Origin of the sequence: Sporosarcina sp. FSL W7-1349 (assembly GCF_038003045.1) — a bacterium.
GTDB lineage: Bacteria > Bacillota > Bacilli > Bacillales_A > Planococcaceae > Sporosarcina.
Genome location: NZ_JBBOOK010000002.1, coordinates 711,469 through 735,490, shown reverse-complemented (window position 1 = coordinate 735,490; position 24,022 = coordinate 711,469). Strand labels below are relative to the sequence as shown.

Below are 24,022 nucleotides of genomic sequence, written 5' to 3'. Positions count from 1 at the left end.
ATCTGGCCGCCATTACGCCGAGGCGTAACTGATAGAATAGGGGTGGAAACATGAGAGAAATAGTTGTCCTGCAAGGAGCGAGGACACCATTTGTAAAATTCATCGGAGCATTTAAGGATATTTCAGCGACCGACCTTGGCGCCATCGCGGCAAAAGGGGCTATTGAAAAGTCGGGTATCTCTGTGGAGGACATCGACCAAGTCGTGTTCGGAAATGCGCAGCAATCTTCTAAAGACGCGCACTATTTCGCCCGCCATGTCGGATTGAAAGCGGGAGCGAAGCAGGAAACCCCGGCACTGACCGTAAACCGCATTTGCGGGACGGGAGTCGAGGCGATTCTCACAGGCGCCCGCTATATTTTGACCGGCGAAGCGGAAGTCGTATTGGTCGGCGGGGCGGAAAGCATGACGAACACTCCGCATGTGCTGAAAGGTGCGCGTTCAGGCCATTCGCTCGGCGGCGCTCAAATGGAAGACTGGCTGTGGGATGGATTGTACGACACGTACGCAGATTGCACGATGGCGGAAACGGCTGAAAATTTGGCAGCCAAGTATAAAATCCCGCGAGAAGAAGTAGATCGGCATGCGCTGTCCAGCCAACAACGTGCCTATGCCGCGCGGGAAAAAGGGTATTTGGCAGAGGAGATTGTGCCAGTTGCGGTGAAGACGCGAAAAGGCATGGTAGACGTGACGGAAGATGATCATATCCGTGAAACGAGCATGGAGCAACTAGCCAAACTGCCTGCCCGGTTCGTCGAAGACGGTGTCGTCACCCCGGGAAATGCCAGCGGAATGGTGGATGGAGCGGCAGCGCTCGTCATCGCATCGAGGGAATATGCGGACGCGCACGGGTTAAAGCCAATCGCCCGCCTCGTTTCGTGGGATGTCGTCGGTGTGGAGCCGAAGTACATGGGCATCGGCCCGGTCCCGGCCATCCAAGGCGCGCTGAAAAAAGCGGATCTGACAATCGAGGACATGGATTTGATTGAAATCAATGAAGCCTTCTCTGCTCAATACTTGGCTTGCCAGAAGGAATTGGGCTTTGACTTGGACATCGGCAATGTCAACGGCGGCGCTGTCGCCATCGGCCACCCGCTCGCCGCAAGCGGAACACGGATCTCCTTAACTTTGATCAATGAATTGCGTCGCGGAAATAAAAAGTATGGTGCTGCCGCAGTCTGCATCGGTGGCGGACAAGGCATCGCCGCCATTTTCGAAGCATTGTGAGTGATTGAACCGTATCCTGGGCTGGGGTACGGTTTTTGCGGTGTGCCCGGCATGGGCTATAACTTGGTGGTGAAAGTCCACTACAGGCTTGGCAGTAGGAACTGTTAGCTTAAGGCAAGGGTGTCCACCGTGAGGTGGAATCTGAAGGAAGCCGGCGGCAAAATCCCGAACCGACGGACAGAAACTGCATATGAGGCTGAATTGGAACGGACGAGTTTGCCGTACAAAACAAAGTCCAATACTGCCCGAGTTCCATACAGTAAATGCAGCGGTTACATGGGAGGAAGGTTATAGCTCTTACCCGGGGAGGTCTTACAGGGGTTCCCGACAAGAGGGATGGAATATCCCACAGGAACAAACCGGTCAGTGATGGCAGGTTGAACTGTAAGAAGTCAGCAGAAGCCATAGTAGTCCATAAGGACGAAGGGCTGAACAATAATAATCCTGAAATGAAATGGAGGTAAAGACAGTGCAAAGACCACAGAAAACATCGGCAGATGGCTGGCCGCAAAGGGATAGGTTGGAAACCGAAGAATATGCGGGAGCGTGCAGTCCTGTCTTTACAGAAATGGAGCGACAGGATGGTATCGATTTGATTGATAAAGTAGTCGACATCAACAACCTCTTTAACGCTTGTAAGAAAGTGAAGGCAAATAAAGGGGCGCCGGGTGTCGATGAAATGACAGTAGATGAACTTTTAGGTCATGTAGCCAAATACCGAACCCAACTTATTAGAAAGCTGAAAGACGGTTCGTACGAACCACTGCCAGTAAAACGTGTTGAAATTCCAAAGTTAGATGGGTCAATGCGAAAACTCGGCATACCGTGTGTACGGGATCGAATGGTTCAACAAGCCATCTATCAGGTGATTGGTAAAATCATTGACCCTCATTTTTCGGAGAGGAGCTATGGTTTTCGTCCAAAACGGAATCAGCATCAAGCCATTAAGCAATCCATCACATATTATGAACAAGGTTATAGAGTGGTAGTCGATTGTGATTTAAAAAGCTACTTCGACACCATTAATCATCAGAAGCTGATGGAATATCTAAAAGAGTTCATAAACGACAAGATTGTCCTAAAGTTGATATGGAAGTTTCTAAAGAGTGGCATCCTTGAAGATGGACTTATCAGTCCAACAGAAGAAGGTGCTCCGCAAGGTGGCGTACTCTCCCCGATTCTTAGCAATGTCTATTTGAATCAATTAGATAGGGAACTTGAAAGACGGGGGCATAAATTCGTACGATTTGCGGATGATTTCTGCATATACGTGAAAAGCAGGCGAGCAGGGGAACGTGTTTTGGAAAGCATTACAAAGTTCCTTGAACATGATTTGAAGCTGACAGTGAACCAAGAAAAGAGCAAGGTGGGTTCTCCGGTCAAACTCAAGTTCCTCGGTTTCTGCCTCCATTCCACATCTAAAGGTGTGGGTTGTAGACCACATCACTCCGCAAAAAGTCGATTCAAATCAAAATTAAAGAAAATCACCAAACGGAATCGCCCGGGCCGCTTTGACGAGATTGCCAAAGAAATCAACCAAGTGACAATAGGTTGGATAAACTACTATGGAATTGGCTTTATGAAAAGTTTTATCAAATCCATGGCACAATGGCTGAACCATCGGTTACGTCAACTGATATGGAAACGTTGGAAGAAGATATGGACAAAATACCGTCAGTTACGAAGGCTGGGAATTTTACATGAAGAAGCTTGGAAAGTATCAAATTCCCGAAAGGGATATTGGAGAGTCTCCAAAAGCGAAACTCTACATAAAGCAATCAAAGCAGAAACGCTCACCAAGTGGGGTCTGAAAGACCTGAATCACTTGTATGAGCGTCGATACTTAAGTTATTGAACCGCCGTATACGGAACCGTACGTACGGTGGTGTGAGAGGTCGGGAGCTAATCACTCCCTCCTACTCGATTTGTGTTTAACGTTCCTTGGAGGGCGAGAGAGTGCTGATAATGTGATGGGAATCCTGATAAGTTGTGGGAAGTGCTGATAAGTTGTGAGGAATGCTGATAAGTTGGGAGGAATGCTGATAAGTTGTGTGGTATGCTGATAAGTTGTGAGGAGTGCTGATAAGTTGTGAGGAGTGCTGATAAGTTGTGAGGAGTGCTGATAAGTTGTGAGGAGTGCTGATAAGTTGTGAGGAATGCTGATAAGTCGCGAGGAATGCTGATAAGTTGTGAGAAGTGCTGATAAGTTGTGAGGAGCGCTGATAAGTTGTGAGGAGTGCTGATAAGTTGTGAGGAGTGCTGATAAATCGTGGGGAGTGCCGATAAGTTGCGGGGAGTGCTGATAAGTCTGGTTCTCTCGCTCATAACCCCGAGTCCCGCTCCCATAAATCCTCACCAAACGCCCCCACCCTTTCCTAATCTCATTTTCCTATTATTTTCAGACATATAGTATTGTAAACTAGATGTAGGAAGTGGAGAAGGGGTGAGAGGTTGAGGAATTATAGCAAGGAAGAGAATAGTTGGATGATGTATGACTGGGCGAACTCAGCATATTCCGTTATCATCACGACAGCGGTGTTTCCGCTGTATTACAAGTCGGTTGCAACGAATGCCGGGGTGGGCCTGGCCGATTCGACGGCTTATCTTGGATATACGGTCGCCATTGCGACGTTCATCTTGGCGATGATCGGGCCGATTTTGGGCACGATTGCCGATTACCAGGGGATGAAGAAGAAGTTTTTCCTCTTCTTTTTCGCGACGGGCACGATGGCGACAGCTTCGCTTGCCTTGGTCCCGACGGATAAGTGGCTGCCCCTGTTGATCATCTACACGTTGACCGCCGTCAGTTTCCATGGGGCGAATATTTTCTACGATGCGTTCCTGGTTGATGTGACAACCGAAAAGCGGATGAATATGATTTCTTCCCGCGGTTTCGGTCTCGGCTATATCGGGAGCACGATTCCGTTTATCATCAGCATCGCCATCATCATACTGGCGGGAGCCGGAACTATCCCGCTTTCCACATCGGCTGCGAGTCGGATCGCTTTCGTCATCACTGCGGTTTGGTGGCTCGTGTTCACCATTCCGATGGTAAGGCATGTACATCAAATCCATGCCATCGACCGGGAACCGCGTTTGTTGGCGGGCAGCTTCCGCCGGCTTGGGAATACGTTTAAAGAAATCCGCAATTATCGTGCTGTCTTTTTATTCTTGCTTGCATATTTTTTCTACATTGACGGTGTCGGAACGATCATTTCCATGTCAACGGCGTACGGAACGGATTTGGGGATCGGTTCGACGAGTCTACTGATCATTTTATTCGTCACGCAAGTGGTGGCCGCCCCGTTTGCGGTCCTCTATGGAAAATTGGCGCAGAGATTCACCGGAAAAAAGATGCTCTATGTAGGGATTTTCGTATATATGATTGTTTGTTTTTATGCGTTCTTTATGAAGACAACGCTTGATTTCTGGATATTGGCGATGTTGGTCGCTACATCCCAAGGGGGTATCCAGGCGCTAAGCCGGTCTTATTTTGCCAAGCTCGTGCCCAAAGAGAAATCCAATGAGTTTTTCGGGTTCTATAATATTTTCGGCAAATTCGCCTCGGTCATGGGGCCTTTACTTGTTGCAATGACCGCCCAATTGACGGGAAGTTCCGCATACGGCGTGTTCAGTCTCGTCATCCTCTTCATCATCGGAATCATTGTGCTGAAATTTGTCCCGGAACCGGCCGCCCAGATGGACGAAACCGTGTCGTAAGGTTTGTACCTGCGCCTTTCCATCTTCTATAATGAAGTGGAATCTGTGTAGGGAGAGGATCCATCTGATGGAGATGCTTAGTATAAATGGGTTGTTGGACGTCATTGGGGAATTGTTCTCGGATGAAATTTCAATCGCTGTTTCCAATAAGGAAGAGTATATTTATTATCGGTCCAGCAAGCGGATTGATTTGAAAATCAGGCCAGGCGACCCTGTGCGAGAAGGGACGATTGCCTACAAAGCGATCAAGGAGAAGCAGAAGGTGTCCGAATTCATCAATCGGGATGTATTCGGCGTGCCGTATCATGGGATGGCCGTACCGTTTCAACAGGATGGCGTGCTACAAGGGTGTGTGATGGCAATTTATCCGGCTTATACGGAAGGGAAATCGGTCATTACGGTGAAATCCCAAGATGGCTGGGTCCCTGTGCCTTTTGCCAAAGTGCAATATGTGGAAGTGAAAGACCGGAAAACATTTGTCGTATCCGATGAAATCGTCGGCATCCATAAGAATTCATTGCAAAGCTTCGAGTATTTGTTGCCGCGGGATTCTTTCGTGCGATGTCATCGCTCTTTCATCGTCAATGTCCATCATATTAAAGAGATTTACCCGGACACTCACTCCACGTTCGTCCTGTCGATGGAAGACGGCACTCGGATTCCGGTCAGCCAGTCGTATTCGAGCTATTTCCGCAAATTATTAGGTTTTTGAATGAACTGTTCTAAACACGGGAGTCGCTGTCTCAGGCTCCTTTTTTGCCGTTCAAGCCATGAAATCTCTTTTGTGAAAGCGATTTAGATAGAATTATCTAAATGAGATAAACGAAAGAGGAAGATAAAATGGATAAACAGCTAGAGCGTATCAAATGTAAGCCCTTACAAGATGTAGTCGTCACGCCTGGAGAGGCAGCTTCCTGGGTCAAGGACGGTATGACGTTGGCGTTAAGCGGTTTCACTCGTGCAGGCGATGCGAAGGCGGTTCCGATGGCATTGGTCGAACGTGCGGAAAATGAATCCTTTAAAGTGAACGTCTATACAGGCGCATCTCTTGGCTCTGATATCGATAAATTATTTGCGGAAGCGGGCATTGTTAACAAACGTCTCCCTTTTCAAGCTGACCCGACAATGCGCAAGAAGATCAACGAAGGCGCGCATTTATTTGTAGATCATCACCTGTCCCATACCGCGGAGTGGATTCGTTCCGAAGTGATCGATCCGATTGACTTTGCCATTCTGGAAGCGATTTCAATTACAGAAGACGGAATGATCATCCCGACAACGTCCGTCGGAAACTCGCTGACGTTTGCCCAACATGCCAAATCGATTATCGTGGAAATTAACTTGGCCCACTCTGAACTTTTGGAAGGCATCCATGATTTGTATGCACCGGGCAAGCAAGGGGAACGCGACCCGATTCCGTTGACAAAAGCGGATGATCGCATCGGCACGATTGGCATCCCGATTGACGTAGAGCGGGTGAAAGGGATCGTTTTCACGAACCAACTCGATTCTCCGTCCACGATTGTTCCGCCGGATGAGGAGACGGAAATCATGGCTGGCCACTTGCTGAACTTCCTCCGTTCGGAAATTCAGGCAGGCCGCTTGACTGAGAAATTGGCACCGCTTCAATCGGGAATCGGCTCCGTTGCGAATGCGGTTCTTCACGGCATGGTCCATTCAGAATTTGAGGAGTTGGAAGTTTACTCTGAAGTGTTGCAGGACGCAGTATTCGACTTGATAGATGCCGGAAAAGTACGTTTCGCTTCCTGCGCATCCATCACGCTATCTGAAGACAAAGCAAATCAGGTGTTCCACGACTTGGAAACGTACCGGGATAAACTCATCATGCGCCCGCAGGAGATTTCGAACCATCCGGAAATCATTCGGCGTCTTGGTTTGATTTCTATCAATACGGCATTGGAGTTGGATATTTACGGCAATGTCAACTCGACACATGTGTCCGGGACGAAAATGATGAATGGCATCGGCGGTTCCGGAGATTTTGCACGGAATGCCAGACTCGCGATTTTTGTTACGAAATCAATTGCCAAAGGCGGCGCGATTTCAAGCATTGTCCCGTTTGTCACACATGTGGATCACACAGAACATGACGTCGATGTCATTGTAACGGAACAAGGCTACGCCGATCTACGCGGGTTGGCTCCCCGGGAACGGGTGGAGTTGATCATCGAAAACTGCATGCACCCGATGTACCGCGAGCAAATGCGGACATATTATAATGAAGCGCTGCAACGAGGCGGCCATACACCGCACGTCATTGAAAAAGCATTCTCCTGGCATACCCATTTGGCAACCCACGGCACGATGCTTCAAAAAGTGGCGCAACCGGTGTGAATGAAATAGAAGAAAGCCGTCTGTTTTGTCATTTTGGCAAGATGGGCGGCTTTTTTATGGGTTTATACAATGGGAGAGTATGTTTTTTCTTGGGGTGTGTGAGTTTGCCTTCGAGGTGTGTCAGTTTCCCGGGGTTCCCCAGTGATCCATACTTATGTCTTTGTATCCCGAAGAAAATTCGGTATGGTGGAGGGAGAAGGAGGCGTTTTCCAATGAAAATCGCATTATTTGGGGCAACGGGCCGGGTCGGAGGCGAATGGTTGCGACTTGCCCTCGCTGACGGACATGAAGTAACAGCCCTTTCCCGGTCACCAGAAACATTGGCATCTCATGAACAGCTCCGGGTGATTGAAGGGGATGTCCGTCATTTTGAAGCTGTAAGCAGGGCCGTCGCTGGGGCGGAAGCCGTTTTCAGTGCACTAGGCACCGATCGGACGACGACTTTGACAGAAGCAACGCCCCACTTCATCCGGGCGATGGAGCAGTCGGGGGTCCGTCGGATTGTCACGATTGGGACAGCGGGTATCCTGCAAAGCCGAACAACCCCCGAATTGCTCCGTTACGAAGCGGGTGATTCCAATCGTCGGTTGACGTTCGCTGCCGAGGAACACCATAAAGCATTTGGGATGCTGCGACAATCGGGATTGGATTGGACAATCATCTGTCCAACCTATTTACCCGACGGTCCTGCCGCCGGAGCCTACCGTATTGAACGAGATTTCTTACCAGAAGAGGGCAAGGAAATCTCAGTCGACGACACTGCCCAATTTGCGTACACTGAATTAGTGGAGGGCGACCACATCGGCTATCGCGTCGGTATCGCCTACTGAATTCCTAGCTTAATTTGGAAAGGAACATCGTGGCGATTCCGAAATAGATAAGAAGGGATAAAATATCGTTGATGGTCGTAATCAAAGGGCCAGAAGCTACCGCCGGGTCGACTTTGAATTTATTCAAAATCAACGGGATGACGGTACCGGCAATCGTCCCGATAATCAATGTTGCCAACAGCGAGGAACCTACGACGAGGCCGAGCGTGAAGCTGTCCTGCCAGATATACGCAATGATCGAGATGACGACGCCGCAAGTGAGTCCAATGATAATGCCGACAATCAATTCTCGGAACAGGAGCTTCAATGATTTTTTCATATCGACATCCTCCGACACAAGGCCGCGTACGACGACGGCGAGCGATTGGGTCCCGGTGTTCCCGGTCATGCCGGCAATCATCGGCATGAAGAAAGCGAGTGCGACTACCGTTTCCAACGTCTCTTCAAATTTTGAGATGATGCTGCCTGACACCAAGCCGATAAAAAGAAGAAGAATGAGCCAAGGCAGCCTTCGTTTGGCCGCTACCAACGGTCTCGTTCGGAAATCGATTGATTTACCCGAAGCCAAAAGCATCTCAATATCTTCATTCGCTTCCCGTACGACGATATCCAGGACATTCTCGACGGTAATGGCGCCGAGCAGCACATTGTTTGAATCGACAACCGGCAGTGAATCGAAATCATACTTTCCGATTAACCGTGCGACATGCTCCTGCTTCATCAGCACATCGGCTTTCACGAGCTTCGTCGTCATGATATCGCTAATTTTCGCTTGGGGATCAGCCAAGATCAGATCCCGATAGGAGACGACACCGACGAGCTTCCGTCCCTCGTCGACGATATACAGGTAATTCAAGTATTTGGCGAGTTCCTGGAATTTTTTTAATTCCTGTTCCGCCTCTTCTACTGTCATTGTCGGGAACACCGCAAGATAGCGGCTGTTCATAACCCGCCCGGCCGTCTTCGGCGGATAATCCAGAATGTGCAGAATCTCTTCCATTTGCTCGCGTTTCATATGGGCAATCAACCGATCCACTTTGGAGTTGGAAAGACCAGAAAAAAGGAAAGCGAGCTCATTGCTCTGCATCAGTTCCAAAATATCGGTAGAGCGCTCGGGACCGATCATTTCCAGCACGCCCAATTGTTCGTCTTGATTCAAGTATTTTAGTAAGGAAGTCAACTCTTCAATTGTCAGGAATTCCAAAAACAATGGCCGCCGCTTTTTAGGCAAGTCTTTATACTGTTTGGCAATTTCATAGGGATCCAACTCTTTCAGAAGATCATGGAAGGTTTCTTTTTTCCCGTCCTTCAACACTTGTATGAGGGCGCGAGCTACTTCCACTTCATCCATTTTCGGCTCCATTGCATCCACCTCACTCAACTATTCAAAATGGTGACTCTCTCTCCTATTCCCCTAAATGTGCAGGAAGGAAACTATATAAAACGTACTAAAGAAGTGGACACTACCAGCCAACCGTTGCTTACCGTTCCAGGCGGACGCTTTCCGCGGGCACGGCTTCAATCTCCTCGTCGCTGCGCTCCTGCGGGGCTTTCAGCTCGTGCTGTTCCCGCTGGAGTCGCCGCCTTTCACTACAAGCAACTGGAGCCACCCATTACAAATCATTTGTTCGTTCTATATAGTTTCAGCATTGACTTGCCGGTTTCCCGGTTTTCTGAGAATTTTTCGTAGCCAGTTTGGGACTGAGCTCTGAAAGTTCGCGGGGTTGCCCTAACAGCTGGCGAAATAGCACTGAGAGTTTTCCCGCGTCCTTATAGTTTGGGACCGGGGTCTGACAGTTCGTAGGATTGCCCTTACAGTTGGTGGAATAGCCCTGAGAGTTTCTCCGCGCCCTTACAGTTTGAAGCTGGGCCCTCACAGTTCGTGATATTGCCCTTACAGTTAGCGGAATAGCCATGAGAGTTCCCCCCGTGCCCTTACAGTTTGACGCTGAGCCCTGACAGTTCAACGAATTGTCCTTACAGCTGGCGAAATAGCCCTGAGAGTTTTTTCGCGTCCTTATAGTTTGGGACCGGGGTCTGACAGTTCGTAGGATTGCCCTTACAGCTGGCAAAATAGCCCTGAGAGTTTCTTCGCGCCCATACAGTTTGGGACTGGGCCCTGACAGTTTCAGGCTAAGCTCTCACAGTTCCATAAATAAGAATGACCCACCCCACTATCGGGGCAGGTCACTTGATGTGCTATCGTTTCGGTGCATAATTCAACATCTTGAACATCGTTTCCAATTCCGCGTCCGTCAAGTCACGCCATTGGCCAACAGGTAAGTCGCCGAGATGGATATTAAGAATGCGGGTTCGCTTCAGTTTTTGCACATGGTAGCCGAGCGCGGCGCACATGCGGCGGATTTGGCGGTTGAGTCCTTGCGTCAGCGTAATATTAAACGTGCGGGGGCCGAGTTTTTTCACTTTGCAAGGTTTGGTCGTCGTGCCGAGGATTTTGACGCCTGACTCCATTTTCCCAATGAAATCCGAAGTGATGGCGTGATCCACGGTGACGATATATTCCTTCTCATGCCCATGTTCCTCGCGCAGAATTTCATTGACGATATCGCCGTCGTTCGTTAGCAGCAGAAGGCCCTCGGAATCTTTGTCGAGTCGGCCAATGTGGAAAATCCGCAGTGGATGGTTGATGAAGTCGACGACATTGCCTTGAATATGCCGCTCGGTCGTGCTTGTGATGCCGACGGGTTTATTCAACGCGATATATACGAGTTGTTCTTCCGTCTGGACGGGTTTCCCATCTACGTAAACTTCATCGCTGGGTTCCACACGGCTGCCGAGTTCGGCCGGCTGTCCGTTAATAGTTACACGGCCGTCCTCGATCCACTTGTCTGCACCCCGGCGGGAAACGATGCCCGCTTCGCTTAGGAATTTATTGATTCGCATGCCTGTCATCCTATCTATGAAGGTTTTCTTCATTGTACCGACAGTTACTCATTTTTTCAAAAATAGGCAAGGAGTTGTCCCAAAGCCCGGAAAATCACCAGAAAGGGCTCACTTCCCGCGGAGTCTCGCCGTTTTTGGCGATTTTCCGAGATGTATCCTACAAAGAACAGGCTTCAGAAAATTGATACACTTTTCTAAAGCCTGTTTCTAATTATCTAGACAGCCTCAATTCAATTAAAATTACTCATGGCCGTAGTAATCACAAACAACATGAGCTACGGATTTTGCTGATACAAGTAGTGCCTCTTCATCAATATCAAATTTAGGATGGTGGTTCAGATACGGTTTGACAACCCCTTTCGGTTGGCAGCCGATAATATAGAAAGTTCCCGGTATTTTTTGAGTGTAATAGGATAAGTCTTCAGAGCCGGAATTGATCGGAATCTCCGTAATCTCGTGAATGACCGGATCATTTGCCTGTTCTAGAATGGAGACGACTTTCGCTGTCACCGTCGGATCATTGTATAAGGGTGGATAATCCGGAACATACGTGAGCTCGCAGTGGACGTCGAATTCCAATTCAATTCCATTTGTAATTCGGTGGATTTCCTCGGCAATGATCTTCTGGCTGTCTTCCGTCATATATCGGACATCCCCTTCCAGTTCAACACTATGCTTGATAACGTTAAATGCTCCTTTTCCGTCGAATGAACCGATTGTAACGACTCCCATTTCATATGGATTTAATCGACGACTAATAATAGTTTGGATTGCGGTGACGAAATAAGCGCCTGCTACAATCGGGTCATTCGCTTGATGCGGGGATGATCCATGGCCTCCCTTGCCTTTGATGGCCAGCTTGAAGTAGGTCCTGCCCACCATGGAGAAACCGCTTCGGTAGCCAATTACCCCTGTCGGTAAATTCGGCATTAAATGCGTGCCGAAGACAGCGTCCAAATCATCGAGGACTCCAGATTCCACAATGCTTTTCGCGCCACCTGGAGGTGTTTCTTCTGCATGTTATTTCAAGATGGAATCGGGAGACTTTTTAAATCTGAAGAAGAAGTTGAAAGGGGAATGCGCCGCAACAATATATCGGAAACAAACTATGTATCTTTAACTACATCATCACATCCTGGCTTCCCCAGTTCCTTCATTGCCGTTCCTATTTCGATAGCGGAGAAAAGAATCGGTGTAATGACTGTCCATCAATGGCGTGGAAAACAACCGTTCGATGAACATGACCTCCTGTTACTGCAAGGATTTGCCGAGCAAGCAGCTGGAAGAACGGAACTTCCAGCTTCAAAAAAGGTATGAAGTCCATGAAGCACTGACCAATATCTCACTGGAGAATAAGGGTCTGGAAACGATTATTCGTGAATTCAATCAGATGATATCCAGGCCCGTCTTTTTTTACAATGTCATTGATAATTTGTTTTATTTTGCCTACCCAAGCCAAGCATCCGATTTTACGACGGAAGAATTAAAAAAAATGTTCGCGGCCAACCGGAAACCCCAATATGTGGAGAAGGGCGTGTCCTCACTTGAAACGTATTATCTGCTTCCCATTCACAATGGGAGTGTTTTCCTTGGATGTTTCATTATCCCGACAAATGGTGTCATTTCTGAATCGGACCGCATGATATTGGAACAAGGAAGTTCGATCATTGCCATGGAATTAATAAAAAAGCAGACCGTGACAGAATACTTTTATAAAAAAACATATGAACAGTTTCGGGAATTGCTTTCACATAGAATCGCGGAACATTTACAAAGCTTTGGAAGCCGGATGGGGGTTGATATCAATTCCTATTGGTATATGGCCATCATTGAAATCCCCAGCTACAATGATTTACAGCAACTTGAAATTGAAATACATCAACTGGTCCTGAAAATACAAAAAGAATTGCGCTCACAAGGAAAAATGATCTTTGGGATCCAAAATCGGGTATTCATCCTTTCTCCATTACCAGAACCTGATGCACTGGATACAGTGCAGGAAACGTTGGCGACTATACAAGAACAATGGGTGAAGGGCAAAAACTCCCCATTCCTTGGAGGAATCAGTGCCGTTTATAAAGGATTAGAGAACGTTGGAAAATGTTACGACGAAGCCGAAGATACGATAAACTACTTGTCCGGACACAATCGATTTGAGTTAATGCAATATGAAAACATAGGCTTGAACCGTTTGTTTTTGCATCAACAACCGCATATAATCGAGCAATTTATCAATGAAGTTTTTTTCCCATTATCTCATGAAGCGAATAGCGAGTTGGAAAGAACGATTCTTGTGTATATGAAAACAAACCGTTCTGCAAGAGAAGCGGCCAAAAAGCTTCACATTCATCCCAACACTCTTTACCAACGCATTAAAAAAATTGAGGATTTGTTACAGATTGACTTGGATAACAGCGATGACATTCTGAAGATTCATTTAGCTTGTTATTTGAAGTTGTCCAAGTCATTTTTATGAATTCTCTTTGCGAACAAGGAGCTAGTTACAGGTCGGTGTCACATATAGGACTTATTGGCATAGATTTTGCTTGGATTTTAGGTAAGAATAGAAAAATTTATTAAATTGTATGGAGGTGGAGTATGGGGATTACAGAAATTATGGACTCTATTTATAAAATAACATTGCCCTCTGTTTATAACGCAGCAGTCAATTGTTATTTAATAGAGCATGAAAATTCTTATGTACTTATAGATACAGGCGAAAATAATGATGAAACTAAAAGATTTTGGGAAGAATTCCTGCCAACATTGGAAAAACCAATTTCTCATATTTTATTAACACATATCCATACAGATCACGCCGGTTGTTGTCACTTTTTGTTACAGAAAGCAGGTCCAAAAATCATCGCTTCCTCGAAAAGTAAGGAAAAGCTTAAAACCATGAAAACAGATCCTACAAATGTCGGTTTGATAGAAACTGCCATGCGATATGGCTATACGTATCCTTATTCTCCGAAAACGCTTATAAATGAACAAGAAGCCTATGACTTTGAGATTGATGAGACTGTTGAAGATGGCGATATTCTCCAGATTGGCTCCTTAAAATTTCAAGCAATTGCAACGCCGGGTCACGCAGTCGATCAATTTTGCTTCTATGAACAAAATAGGCAAGTGCTATTCGCAAGTGATCATCTAATTCAAGATTTCAGTCCGCTTCTAATAGTTGAAAATATTCAATTCAATCCACTTGAAAACTACCTTCGATCGCTGAAAAAAGTTAAATATATTCCATGTAAATTAGCTGTATCGGGTCATGGCGACGTCATTGAAGATACTGTTGATTTAATCAAAAGCATTGAGACGAGACATGTAGAGAGGCTTCATCAATTTAAAGAACTGCTCATACAGAAACCACATACGTTTGAGCAAATAATTCAGTTTCTCTATAAAAAAGATATTACAAAGTCTTCTCCGCAAATTATGCAAACATTGAGCTACTTAAACTATCTTTTAGAGGAGGGGAGTTTGCAAATAATAAACAATAAGGATGGAATCGCACTCCAAATAAATCATATATAAACATTGTTAATTAAATGAAGAACTCCCTCAACACAACTTGCCATTAAGCAACTAACGTTGAGGGAGTTATATTTTTTATTTGCTTTTGTACGGAATACTGGGTGTGTTACTACATGATGAATTTATTACTAGCTGTGCGTTAGGCTCGGATGGTCATTACAATTTATAAATATAAACGTTTATTAGAATTTGGGATATTTAGTTCTTTACGATATTTTGTGACAGTCCTTCTCGATATTTGAATCCCTTTTTGGAGTAACCCTTCCGTTAATTGCTGATCGGATAACGGAGAATCTTTATATTCCTTAGATACCAATTCTTGTATGTGTTGTTTTATCTGAGATACTGAGTCCGTTTTCCCGAAGCCATTCGTAAGGCCTTTTGTAAACAATGAACGGAAGGGGAAGATACCAAGAGGAGTATGAATATACTTTCCTCGGATAGCCCTACTAATAGTTGATTCGTGTAGCTCGAGGGCGTCTGCCATATCTTTGAGCCGCATTGGTGTAAGCGCTGTCATTCCGTGTTCAAAAAAGTTCGGCTGCAATTCGAGCAATAAACGAGTCAAGCTGTAGATTGTTTTATCCCTTTGTTCAATGCCCTGCATGAGTAACATAAGGTCCTTTAAACAATTTTGATAGTAATTTTTATACTCCGGGTTTGTTTTTAACAAATCCGCATAAACCTCATTAATTTCAATCTTGGAGCGGGAATTGGTATTCAATTCTATAACCCATTCATTATGTACCTTTTTGACATACACATCGGGTATTACATAAGTCGGACCAACCGCACGTTCGTTGATCGAAGGAGGGTTTAGGCTGCGTATATAGTCCAACGTTTCTTTGACCTGTTGGATGGAGGCTTTATAAGTTGTGCTTAAAAACTTGATCGATAGATCTGCAACTTCAGACAAATGTTGCTCTACAAATGTTTGTGCCAGCGGCGGAGCATTTACATCGTTCTTAATTTGGATTACTAAATATTCCTGTATATTTCGTGCTCCGACTCCAATTGGTTCGAACGTCTGGAGCAGATGCAACATCCGTTCCACTAGTCCCGCTTCTTTGCCCAATTGATTTGCGATGTCGAAAATATTCTCAGATAAAAAGTATCTTTCATCCAGATGATGAATGAGGTACTTAATAACTCTGATTTCGGTTTTACATAAGTTACTATCCAAAGGAATTTGTTCGAGTAAAAAATTTTCAATAGGCTCTTTCTGCGGTAATGCTGTCTGGATCCTGTCAAAGTATTGGTCCTGCTGTTTTGGAATCGTCGGATTGCTTTTTTGAATGGTCGAGAAATCGACTATATTATTCATATGTTTCAACTGGGGTTCTATCACATTTAAGAGTGGATTCTCATTTGCTTTCTCATAAATATGCTTTTCCAGTTCGTAGTCTGAAAACTGTAAAATCTCAAGATGCTGAATCAAATCGACTGTTAACGTTTGTGTTAATTGAGTTGTAACCTGCATGCTTAAATTCATTTCCCGTTCCCTCATTTCTCAACTGTTTTACCTATCCCCAATCCATGAACTGTTAGCAAAGAGCGATAATTATTCGAATTTCTTCCTCTCCCTTGCGGAATTATGACAAGTTCGTGGCAGAAAACTCTGTTGCAAGCAATCTTACTATCCTTTCTCGGAAAAATCTACTAATAATTAAATATTTTCTGTTTGTTACGTATATTTGGTATGAAAGTTGCTTGGGGTTTGGTAGAGGGTTCTACTTAATTCTGAAGCAACTAAGGAGGTATTTCATGAATCGTATACCAGATATTCAAACAACTTTTACCGGAATGGTGATTAGGGGCAATCAAGTGGGAAGGACATTAGGTTTTCCGACTGCAAATCTGTCCTTGCAATCGAAGGCTAACTTTCCTGCCCTTAATGGCGTATATAGTGTATTTGTCAAATACCAAGATGAGCAATTTATGGGTGTGATGAACGTTGGCGTAAAGCCCACATTTGAAAGCGAAATGCGGGAAAAAATATTTGAGGTGCATATTTTTGATTTCAATAAAACAATTTATGATGAAATGCTGGAAGTGGAGGTCTGCCAATTTATACGTAATGAACAAAAGTTCGGCTCAATCAAAACTATGATTCGTCAGCTCAATAAAGACTGTTCAACCGCCAAAGAGTATCTGAATGAGTTGAGAGATAAAACGAAGAAGCTCAAACAGTATCCTTCTTCCTTGCAAGATAAGAAGCACGAAATGATTATTCATATGCCGGATCTCGAATTTGCCCGATTTTGTGATGAAACATACGGGGTCAACCGTGGCATTTATAACACGGTCGACAAATGGTTTGCCGATCATCAAGTGAGCAATATTGTAAAGCGGCGTGAATCCATATTGCATTTTTTGGATTGGGTCACCTTCTATTTTCCCGAAGCCAAAAGGGTGAAATTCGGATCGAAAGGGTTATCCGAGCAGCTGGAGCACTTTTTGTACAATGTTCGAAACAAAGCACTGGCATGAGAATTGCTCTGTGCAAGAAGAAGGGAGGGATTAAATGACTTGCTTGGCTCTATTGCTGGAAAGCTTGTACGAGCCATATTGTCTGATAGGAAAGATAAACAGGAAGGGACAACCGCTTTCATTGAAAAACGGGTTCCACAGTTCTAAGGACAATTATCTTTCGTCTCAATATGAAACGTTGATTTTCATTTTGAAACAAATTAATGCAGAAGAGAATATATTCGAAAGACGGGGGAAGGAATTACTTATGAAAAAAATCAGTGTTATTGGCGCGGGGGTAATGGGACGGGGCATTGCTTACACAGCTGCTCTTCATCAATTTGATGTCATCCTGCATGATATCCATGAAAGTTCATTGGAAAATGCTATGAAGCAAATGGAAGTCGATTTGGAAAAGGCGATTCAAAGGGGTTATGCAAAGGAGACGGATAGACAATCGTTAAAGCGCATTTCCTTGACGACGGATTTAGAAGTTGCCGGTAAAAATGCCGATTTGGTTATCGAGGCTGTTTTGGAGGATATGACATTGAAAATTGATGTCTTTCAGAAGCTGGATGAAATCTGCCCGGTACATACTGTTCTAGCGACCAACACTTCAACGATGAGCCCGACGGAAATCGGAGCGCAGACAAAGCGCGCTCCCCAAACAATTGCAATGCACTTTTTTAATCCTGTGCCTCGGATGAAACTAGTGGAGATTGTGAGAGGGCTGGACACATCTGATGAAACATATGAAATCGTTAAAGAAGTTGCGTTGCAAATGAACAAGGAAGTGATCGAAGTAAATGAGTTTCCCGGTTTTGTCACAAGCCGGATGAACTGCATGATCGGGAATGAAGCCATGAATATGTTGATGGAAGGGGTAGCCTCCGCTGAAGATATCGATAAGGCTTTGAAACTTGGCTTGAACCATCCGATGGGTCCGCTCGAGCTGGCAGATTTGGTAGGGCTCGACTCTCGTCTGCGCAATATGGAGTATTTATATGAAACGCTAGGAGAGAAGTATCGCCCTTGTCCGCTTCTCATTAAATATGTGAAATCAGGTAGACTGGGAAGGAAATCGGGGCAAGGATTTTATGACTATAGCAAGCAGGAGGAACATGTATGAGACAGGCAGTCATTCTTGATTCAGTCCGAACCGCTATTGGGAGATTGGGCGGAGCCTTGAAGACAGTGGAGGCTGATTACTTAGGTGCTGATGTCATCGGTGAAATTCTCCGCCGTACTAATATGGATGCGAATTTAATTGATGAAGTGATATTGGGCCAAGGGAAGCAAAGTACGGATACTCCAAACTTGGCCCGTGTGGCATCCCTTCGTGCCAAACTACCGCTCGAAATCCCGGGTTATACGGTGCATCGTCAGTGCGGTTCCGGAATTCAGGCTATCAATAATGCGGCACAGCAAATTCAAACAGGTCTTGCGGACTTTATTGTTGCAGGCGGAGTGGAAAGTATGAGCACAGCCCCTTACTATATCCGAAATGCGCGGTACGGTTATGGGGCGGGCAATGGTTTGCTGCTAGATCCAAATACGGAAAGCCAGCCCCGTTCTCAGCCGATTGACCAATATGGCTCGTTCACGATGGGTGAGACCGCAGAGAACCTAGCGGAAAAATATAATATATCCAGAGAAGAGCAAGATGAATTCGCACACCGCAGCCAGCAGTTAGCGCAAGAAGCGATCAGCGGTGGAAAATTCAAAGATGAAATTATGGATATTGAAGTGAAGGAGCGCAAATCGTCGACACGGTTCAATGTGGATGAACACCCGCGTCTGTCTTCGCCGGACCAATTGGCAAAGCTCAAGCCTGTTTTCAGAAAAGATGGAACCGTCACAGCAGGAAACAGCAGTGGACGGAATGATGGGGCGTCCGCAGTGATTGTTGCATCAGAAGATGCGGCGTTACAGCATGGTTTCAAGCCGAAAGCCCGTATCATTGCGCAGGCTGCAGCGGGTGTATCTCCCGATATTATGGGAATCGGCCCTGTTCCCGCAACGGCAAAGGCATTGAAACAGGTCGGCTTGTCACTCCGAGATATCGGCTTAATCGAATTAAATGAAGCATTTGCAGCGCAATCTTTAGCGGTTGTGAAGGAGTGGGATATCCCGCTCGATCGCATCAATGTCAATGGTGGTGCGATTGCGCTCGGACACCCGATCGGAGCGACAGGAGCTATTTTAATGACGAAGCTGTTGCATGAGATGGAACGCCGGGGAGAACGGTATGGACTTGTATCGCTCTGCATTGCAGGCGGTTTGGGAATTACAACAATTGTTGAAAACTTACAAGTTTAATAATAGTGAGGAGAGAAGTATCGTGAATATTTATGTTTTGCTTAAGCGCACTTTTGATACCGAGGAAAAAATCGATATTCAACAAGGGAAAATCCGCGATGATGGAGCTGAATTTATCATCAATCCGTACGACGAATATGCAATTGAAGAAGCTATTTTATTGCGGGATCAGCATGGCGGAAATGTAACCGTTCTTACCGTGGGTGAGGAAGAGGCGGAGAAGCAGTTGCGTACTGCATTGGCGATGGGGGCAGATGAAGGCATGCTCATTAGCGATGAGGACCTAGAGGAAGGAGATGCGTGGACGACTGCTTCCATTATCGCAAAATATTTAAAAGATAAAGAGCCGACGATCATTCTGGCCGGCAACATGGCGATTGACGGTGGATCCGGACAAGTCGGCGCTTTAGTCGGGGAATTGCTGAATATCAGCGTTGTCACGACAATTACAAAGCTATCTATTGACAATGGGATTGCAACAGTGGAACGCGACGTAGAAGGCGATCATGAAATTGTCGAAGTGGCATTGCCTATATTGGTGACTTGTCAGCAAGGCTTGAATGAACCACGATATCCATCATTGCCCGGCATTATGAAGGCAAAAAAGAAACCGCTGGAAACTTTGGAGCTTGATGATCTGGATATGGAAGACATCGAGAGCATGACAGAAGTTACGGAAGTCTTTTTGCCAAGCGCAAAAGCAGCGGGCCGGATTTTGGAAGGTGAAGTGAATGAGCAGGTAAAAGAATTGGCAACTATTTTACGGACAGAAGCAAAAGTACTTTAAGGAGCTGACAAAAAGATGAGCAAAATTTTAATAGTTGGAGAGTACCGTGAAAATGAATTGCGCAATGTTTCTCTCGAAGCCATTGCTGCCGCAAAACAATGGAATCCTGACAGTGAGGCAGTGGCAGTTCTATTGGGGAATGGAGTCCAAGAACACGCACAAAAAATGATTCAGCATGGAGCGGACCGCGCAATTTTACTTGAAAGTCCCAACCTTTCCCACATAACGGCAGAGGCCTATACGCAGGCGCTATTACAAGCTATCGAATCCGAACAGCCGACTGCCGTCATCCTAGGTCATACATCTCTTGGCAAGGATATAGCACCGAGACTAGCCGGTCGCTTAAACGCAGGCTTGCTCTCTGATGTGACAAAAATTGAAGGACAGGGCAATGAGGCGCAATTTGTACGGCCGATTTACTCTGGAAAAGCATTTGAGAGGCGAAAAGCAAAAACGGAAAAAGTGTTCGTTACGATTCGTCCTAATAATATTGAATCGCTTCCTATAAATGCTTCCCGTTCTGGTGATATTACGACGCAAGCTGTTGAGCTGACAGATTTGCGCGTCCTCATTAAAGAGGTTGTGCGGAAAGCGACAATGGGAGTAGATTTATCGGAAGCGAAGGTGGTCGTATCGGGAGGACGTGGGGTCAAGGGTACTGAAGGATTTGAGTTGCTGCAGCAATTGGCGGACGTATTTGGAGGAGCTGTCGGTGCTTCCCGGGGAGCTTGCGATGCGGATTATTGTGATTATGCATTGCAAATTGGACAGACGGGCAAAGTGGTCACCCCGGATCTCTATATCGCGTGCGGCATTTCAGGAGCCATCCAGCATGTTGCCGGAATGTCCAATTCCAAGATTATCGTAGCCATTAACAAAGATCCGGAAGCGAACATTTTCTCCATTGCGGATTATGGTATTGTAGGCGATCTCTTTGAAGTTGTTCCGCTTTTAATTGAAGAGTTTAGCAGTATTGCAGTTTCCTAAGGAACGGGGTAGCCAGCTATGGTTACCCTTTGGAGGCCTAATGTAAGGAGGAAGACAAATGATGGGTGGCAGTTGGACCATAAAAGATCACATGATCCGAGTAGAAAATCCCGCCACAGGCGAGTTGGTGGCGGAAGTCAGCAAAGGGCAGAAAGAGGATGCATTCGCAGCACTGGAAAGTGCCAAGGCGACATTCCCTTCCTGGTCTAAGACAACCGGTCTGGAGCGTTCCCGGATTTTGGAAAAGGTGGCCCATCGGATAGAGGAAGACAAGGATCGGCTGGCCCAACTGATTACGAAAGAGATGGGAAAGCCTTTAGCAAACTCTTACTATGAGGTGGAAAGTTCGGCATCGTATTTCAAATGGTTTGCAGAAGAAGCGCGCCGGATATACGGCGAGCAAATACCGAGTTCAGCTAAGAACAAGCGGTTGCTCGCTATTAAACAGCCGATAGGAGTAGTGGCTGCCATCACTCCGTGGAATTTCCCACTGCAGATACTAAGTCGGAAATTGGCTCCCGCCTTGGCGGCTGGTTGTGCATGTCTGATCCGCCCTTCCAATCAGGCTCCGTTAAGTGCTTTGGAATTGATGAAAATCTTCGAAGAAAGCGGGATGCCGAATGGAGTTGTTAATATCGTCATCGGAGAAGCTGAAGAAATTACCGATGTCTGGCTATCCAGCCCGGAAGTGAAAAAAATTTCATTTACCGGTTCAACAGAAGTTGGCATTGAGCTAATCAAAAAATCGGCAGATACGGTGAAAAAAGTATCGATGGAATTAGGAGGGCATGCCCCTTTTATCGTTTTTGAAGATGCAGACTTGGAGCTGGCGGTCGAGGGGGCGGTCAATATTAAGTTTAGTTCGTCCGGGCAGCAATGTGTATGCGCGAACCGCATTTACGTACATGCCAGCGTTTATGATGAGTTTGTCTCACGGTTCACTGAAAAGGTAAAGCAACTACCTGTTGGAAACGGAGAGGATATGCGGAACCGGGTAGGTCCACTCATTAACCAACGTGCGCTTGTGAAAATGGAAGAACAAGTACTGGATGCGGTTGAAAAAGGAGCTGTTCTACTATGTGGAGGCAAAAGATGTACGGAAGACCATTTAAAGGAAGGTAACTTTTACGAACCGACTGTCCTAAGTGAAGTCAATGATACGATGCTGATTACTAAGGAAGAAACTTTCGGACCGATTGCTCCGATCATGAAATTTGAAGAAGAAGAGGAAGTGCTCTACCGGGCCAATAATACCAACTTCGGACTCGCGGCTTATTTCTATACAAATGACTTATCGCGCTCACATCGGGTTTTTGAAGCGCTGGAATATGGAATTGTTGGCATTAATGATGCCTCCCCTTTTACTGTGCAGGCGCCATTCGGCGGGTGGAAATTAAGCGGGCTGGGAATCGAAGGCGCGCATGGGATTGATGAATATCTGGAAACGAAAGTGGGATCGTTTTTGATGTCCATCTGATTAAATTCACTAAGTAATCGTTTCTTACATAGAACGATTCGTTTCAAAAATGGAACATTAGTTATTTGTAGTAATCCATGATTAACCCTAAGACCATTGAAGAATTTAGGACACAAGTCAACAAGCGTCTATTAATAGGTGAAATTAGTAAGAATTGAAGATAAAAATTTAAAAATAGGCCATGGAACACTTGTGAAGCAGTATATTATCGAACGAATTTAAATTTTACAGAAAAGATACTTGTTTGGTATCTAAGTTGCTTGTAAGTGAAGAAGAGTTTAATTTCTCTAATAAATTGAATTCTATTAAATATTTTAAAAGGAGATGGACAAAATGGCTGAACTAGGAAAAGATATGACATTCGGGTTGTTTTTCTTAAACTCAGTACCCCCTAATAAAACCGATGCGGAAGAACTACGAGATGGATTGGAACAAATCAAGCTTGCTGATGAATTAGGTTATCATTCTGTATGGGTAGCTGAGCACAATGCCAGAGCATATGGGGTGGTCAGTTCGACATCTGTCTATTTATCTGCCGCGGCAGCAACAACCAAAAAAATCAAATTGGGATCGGCCGTTACACGCTTGCCTCTTCATCATCCACTCCAGGTGGCTGAAAATATGAATCTCGTCGATGTCATTAGTGATGGACGACTCTATTTGGGGGTCGGAAAAGGGTACGACAAACTAGAGTTCGACGCTTATAATATCGATTTTGAAGAACGCCATGATCGTTACTTGGAGTCTCTTGATATTTTAACAACGGCGTTGCAAACAGAAAAGGTTTCGTACTCAGGAAAATTCTATAACATTGAAAACATCCCGGTGTACCCGCGACCGGTTCAAAAAGACGGCCCGCCGATTTTTGTGATGGTATCCTCCAATGATGCGTCGATGGTCAATGCGGCTAAGCAAGGGCATTCCTTCGTACTGGGAGGCATCACAAACGAGGACACGAACCACAAGATCAAATTGTATCGTGAAGAGGCCCTTTCCTCGGGCTTGACACAAGAATATGTTGAGGAAGCAGTCGCACGTTCCGGCAAGCTCTTGTTCTGCTATGTGGCCGAAACTACGGAACAGGCTCAGGAAGAATACCGCCAGGGACTGGAATGGTATATGAGCGAACGTGACAACCGCCCAACGTTCGGCGTCATTAGCCGGGAACGCAATGTCGATTATGACCGTTTCCTTCAATCCGAAAATACTCTGGTTGGTTCTCCGGAAAAAGTAATCGAGGATATTAAGCGTTACAAGGAAGAAACGGGCCTTAACAATATCATTTTGTGGATGAACATCGGGGGACAACCGCAACATCAAGTTCTTAAATCTATGGAACTGTTTTCTGAAAAAGTAATGCCTTACTTTGATAGTGTCAAAATCAAGTGATTTATGCCGTCAATTGGGTCAA

The 24,022-nt window shown here is 45.6% G+C and carries 19 protein-coding genes and 1 pseudogene; 16 read left to right on the top strand and 4 right to left on the bottom strand.

Annotation, left to right across the window (positions count from 1 at the left end):
• The first annotated feature begins 50 nt into the window (after nt 1–50).
• From MKY41_RS17570 to MKY41_RS17545, 6 genes are all read left to right on the top strand, one after another.
• Complete coding sequence (locus MKY41_RS17570; protein WP_340746298.1) at nt 51–1,226, top strand: acetyl-CoA C-acetyltransferase; 1,176 nt, start codon at nt 51–53, stop codon at nt 1,224–1,226.
• Nucleotides 1,227–1,794: 568 nt separating this feature from the next.
• Nucleotides 1,795–3,081 (top strand): group II intron reverse transcriptase/maturase, encoded by a 1,287-nt coding sequence (ltrA, locus tag MKY41_RS17565; RefSeq protein WP_340745601.1) that lies wholly within the window; start codon nt 1,795–1,797, stop codon nt 3,079–3,081.
• A 596-nt stretch (nt 3,082–3,677) separates the two neighbouring features.
• Nucleotides 3,678–4,946: an MFS transporter gene (locus tag MKY41_RS17560; RefSeq protein ID WP_340746297.1), complete on the top strand. Its 1,269-nt coding sequence runs from the start codon at nt 3,678–3,680 to the stop codon at nt 4,944–4,946.
• A 67-nt stretch (nt 4,947–5,013) separates the two neighbouring features.
• A complete protein-coding gene (locus MKY41_RS17555; protein WP_340746296.1) occupies nt 5,014–5,658 on the top strand; it encodes a LytTR family DNA-binding domain-containing protein in 645 nt (214 codons plus the stop codon).
• 128 nt (nt 5,659–5,786) lie between these two features.
• On the top strand, nt 5,787–7,301 hold the full coding sequence (locus MKY41_RS17550) for an acetyl-CoA hydrolase/transferase family protein (RefSeq protein ID WP_340746295.1): 1,515 nt from the start codon (nt 5,787–5,789) through the stop codon (nt 7,299–7,301).
• 212 nt (nt 7,302–7,513) lie between these two features.
• Nucleotides 7,514–8,131, top strand: a complete 618-nt coding sequence (locus MKY41_RS17545; RefSeq protein ID WP_340746294.1) for an NAD(P)-dependent oxidoreductase — start codon at nt 7,514–7,516, stop codon at nt 8,129–8,131.
• 4 nt (nt 8,132–8,135) lie between these two features.
• Here the strand turns inward: MKY41_RS17545 and mgtE are convergent, their stop codons facing one another.
• The 3 genes and pseudogenes from mgtE to MKY41_RS17530 all read right to left on the bottom strand — a co-directional run.
• Entirely contained in the window at nt 8,136–9,494 is a 1,359-nt protein-coding gene (gene mgtE / locus MKY41_RS17540) for a magnesium transporter (protein ID WP_340746293.1), read from the bottom strand.
• Between the two features lie 836 nt (nt 9,495–10,330).
• Nucleotides 10,331–11,035: a 23S rRNA pseudouridine(2604) synthase RluF gene (gene rluF / locus MKY41_RS17535; protein ID WP_041072193.1), complete on the bottom strand. Its 705-nt coding sequence runs from the start codon at nt 11,033–11,035 to the stop codon at nt 10,331–10,333.
• 240 nt (nt 11,036–11,275) lie between these two features.
• Nucleotides 11,276–12,055: pseudogene (locus MKY41_RS17530) on the bottom strand (amidohydrolase); the annotation flags it as partial.
• Here MKY41_RS17530 and MKY41_RS17525 point away from each other — a divergent pair.
• The 3 genes from MKY41_RS17525 to MKY41_RS17515 all read left to right on the top strand — a co-directional run bounded on the left by MKY41_RS17525 (nt 11,969) and on the right by MKY41_RS17515 (nt 14,572).
• The gene (locus MKY41_RS17525; RefSeq protein ID WP_340746292.1) at nt 11,969–12,352 is read left to right on the top strand and encodes a GAF domain-containing protein; all 384 of its coding nucleotides are present in this window, start codon (nt 11,969–11,971) and stop codon (nt 12,350–12,352) included. The pseudogene MKY41_RS17530 and the gene MKY41_RS17525 overlap by 87 nt on opposite strands.
• Nucleotides 12,270–13,511 carry a PucR family transcriptional regulator gene (locus MKY41_RS17520; RefSeq protein ID WP_340746291.1) on the top strand — a complete coding sequence of 414 codons (1,242 nt, stop codon included), beginning with the start codon at nt 12,270–12,272 and terminating at the stop codon, nt 13,509–13,511. Before MKY41_RS17525 ends, MKY41_RS17520 begins: the two co-directional genes overlap by 83 nt.
• A gap of 122 nt (nt 13,512–13,633) precedes the next feature.
• Nucleotides 13,634–14,572 carry an MBL fold metallo-hydrolase gene (locus tag MKY41_RS17515; RefSeq protein WP_340746290.1) on the top strand — a complete coding sequence of 313 codons (939 nt, stop codon included), beginning with the start codon at nt 13,634–13,636 and terminating at the stop codon, nt 14,570–14,572.
• A 163-nt stretch (nt 14,573–14,735) separates the two neighbouring features.
• Here MKY41_RS17515 and rpoN read toward each other — a convergent pair whose 3' ends face one another.
• Entirely contained in the window at nt 14,736–16,064 is a 1,329-nt protein-coding gene (gene rpoN / locus MKY41_RS17510; protein ID WP_340746289.1) for an RNA polymerase factor sigma-54, read from the bottom strand.
• Nucleotides 16,065–16,282: 218 nt separating this feature from the next.
• On the opposite strand from rpoN, the gene MKY41_RS17505 reads away from it, so the two are divergent.
• From MKY41_RS17505 to MKY41_RS17475, 7 genes are all read left to right on the top strand, one after another.
• Nucleotides 16,283–17,062: a riboflavin kinase gene (locus MKY41_RS17505; RefSeq protein ID WP_340746288.1), complete on the top strand. Its 780-nt coding sequence runs from the start codon at nt 16,283–16,285 to the stop codon at nt 17,060–17,062.
• A 247-nt stretch (nt 17,063–17,309) separates the two neighbouring features.
• On the top strand, nt 17,310–18,170 hold the full coding sequence (locus tag MKY41_RS17500) for a 3-hydroxyacyl-CoA dehydrogenase NAD-binding domain-containing protein (protein WP_340746482.1): 861 nt from the start codon (nt 17,310–17,312) through the stop codon (nt 18,168–18,170).
• Nucleotides 18,167–19,360, top strand: a complete 1,194-nt coding sequence (locus tag MKY41_RS17495; protein ID WP_340746287.1) for a thiolase family protein — start codon at nt 18,167–18,169, stop codon at nt 19,358–19,360. The genes MKY41_RS17500 and MKY41_RS17495 overlap by 4 nt, the downstream gene beginning before the upstream one ends.
• Nucleotides 19,361–19,382: 22 nt before the next feature.
• Entirely contained in the window at nt 19,383–20,147 is a 765-nt protein-coding gene (locus tag MKY41_RS17490; protein ID WP_340746286.1) for an electron transfer flavoprotein subunit beta/FixA family protein, read from the top strand.
• A 15-nt stretch (nt 20,148–20,162) separates the two neighbouring features.
• Nucleotides 20,163–21,134 carry an electron transfer flavoprotein subunit alpha/FixB family protein gene (locus MKY41_RS17485; RefSeq protein ID WP_340746285.1) on the top strand — a complete coding sequence of 324 codons (972 nt, stop codon included), beginning with the start codon at nt 20,163–20,165 and terminating at the stop codon, nt 21,132–21,134.
• A 58-nt stretch (nt 21,135–21,192) separates the two neighbouring features.
• Nucleotides 21,193–22,611, top strand: coding sequence for an NAD-dependent succinate-semialdehyde dehydrogenase (locus tag MKY41_RS17480; protein WP_340746284.1), 1,419 nt, complete (start codon nt 21,193–21,195; stop codon nt 22,609–22,611).
• A 333-nt stretch (nt 22,612–22,944) separates the two neighbouring features.
• The gene (locus MKY41_RS17475; protein WP_340746283.1) at nt 22,945–24,000 is read left to right on the top strand and encodes an LLM class flavin-dependent oxidoreductase; all 1,056 of its coding nucleotides are present in this window, start codon (nt 22,945–22,947) and stop codon (nt 23,998–24,000) included.
• Nucleotides 24,001–24,022 lie beyond the last annotated feature (22 nt).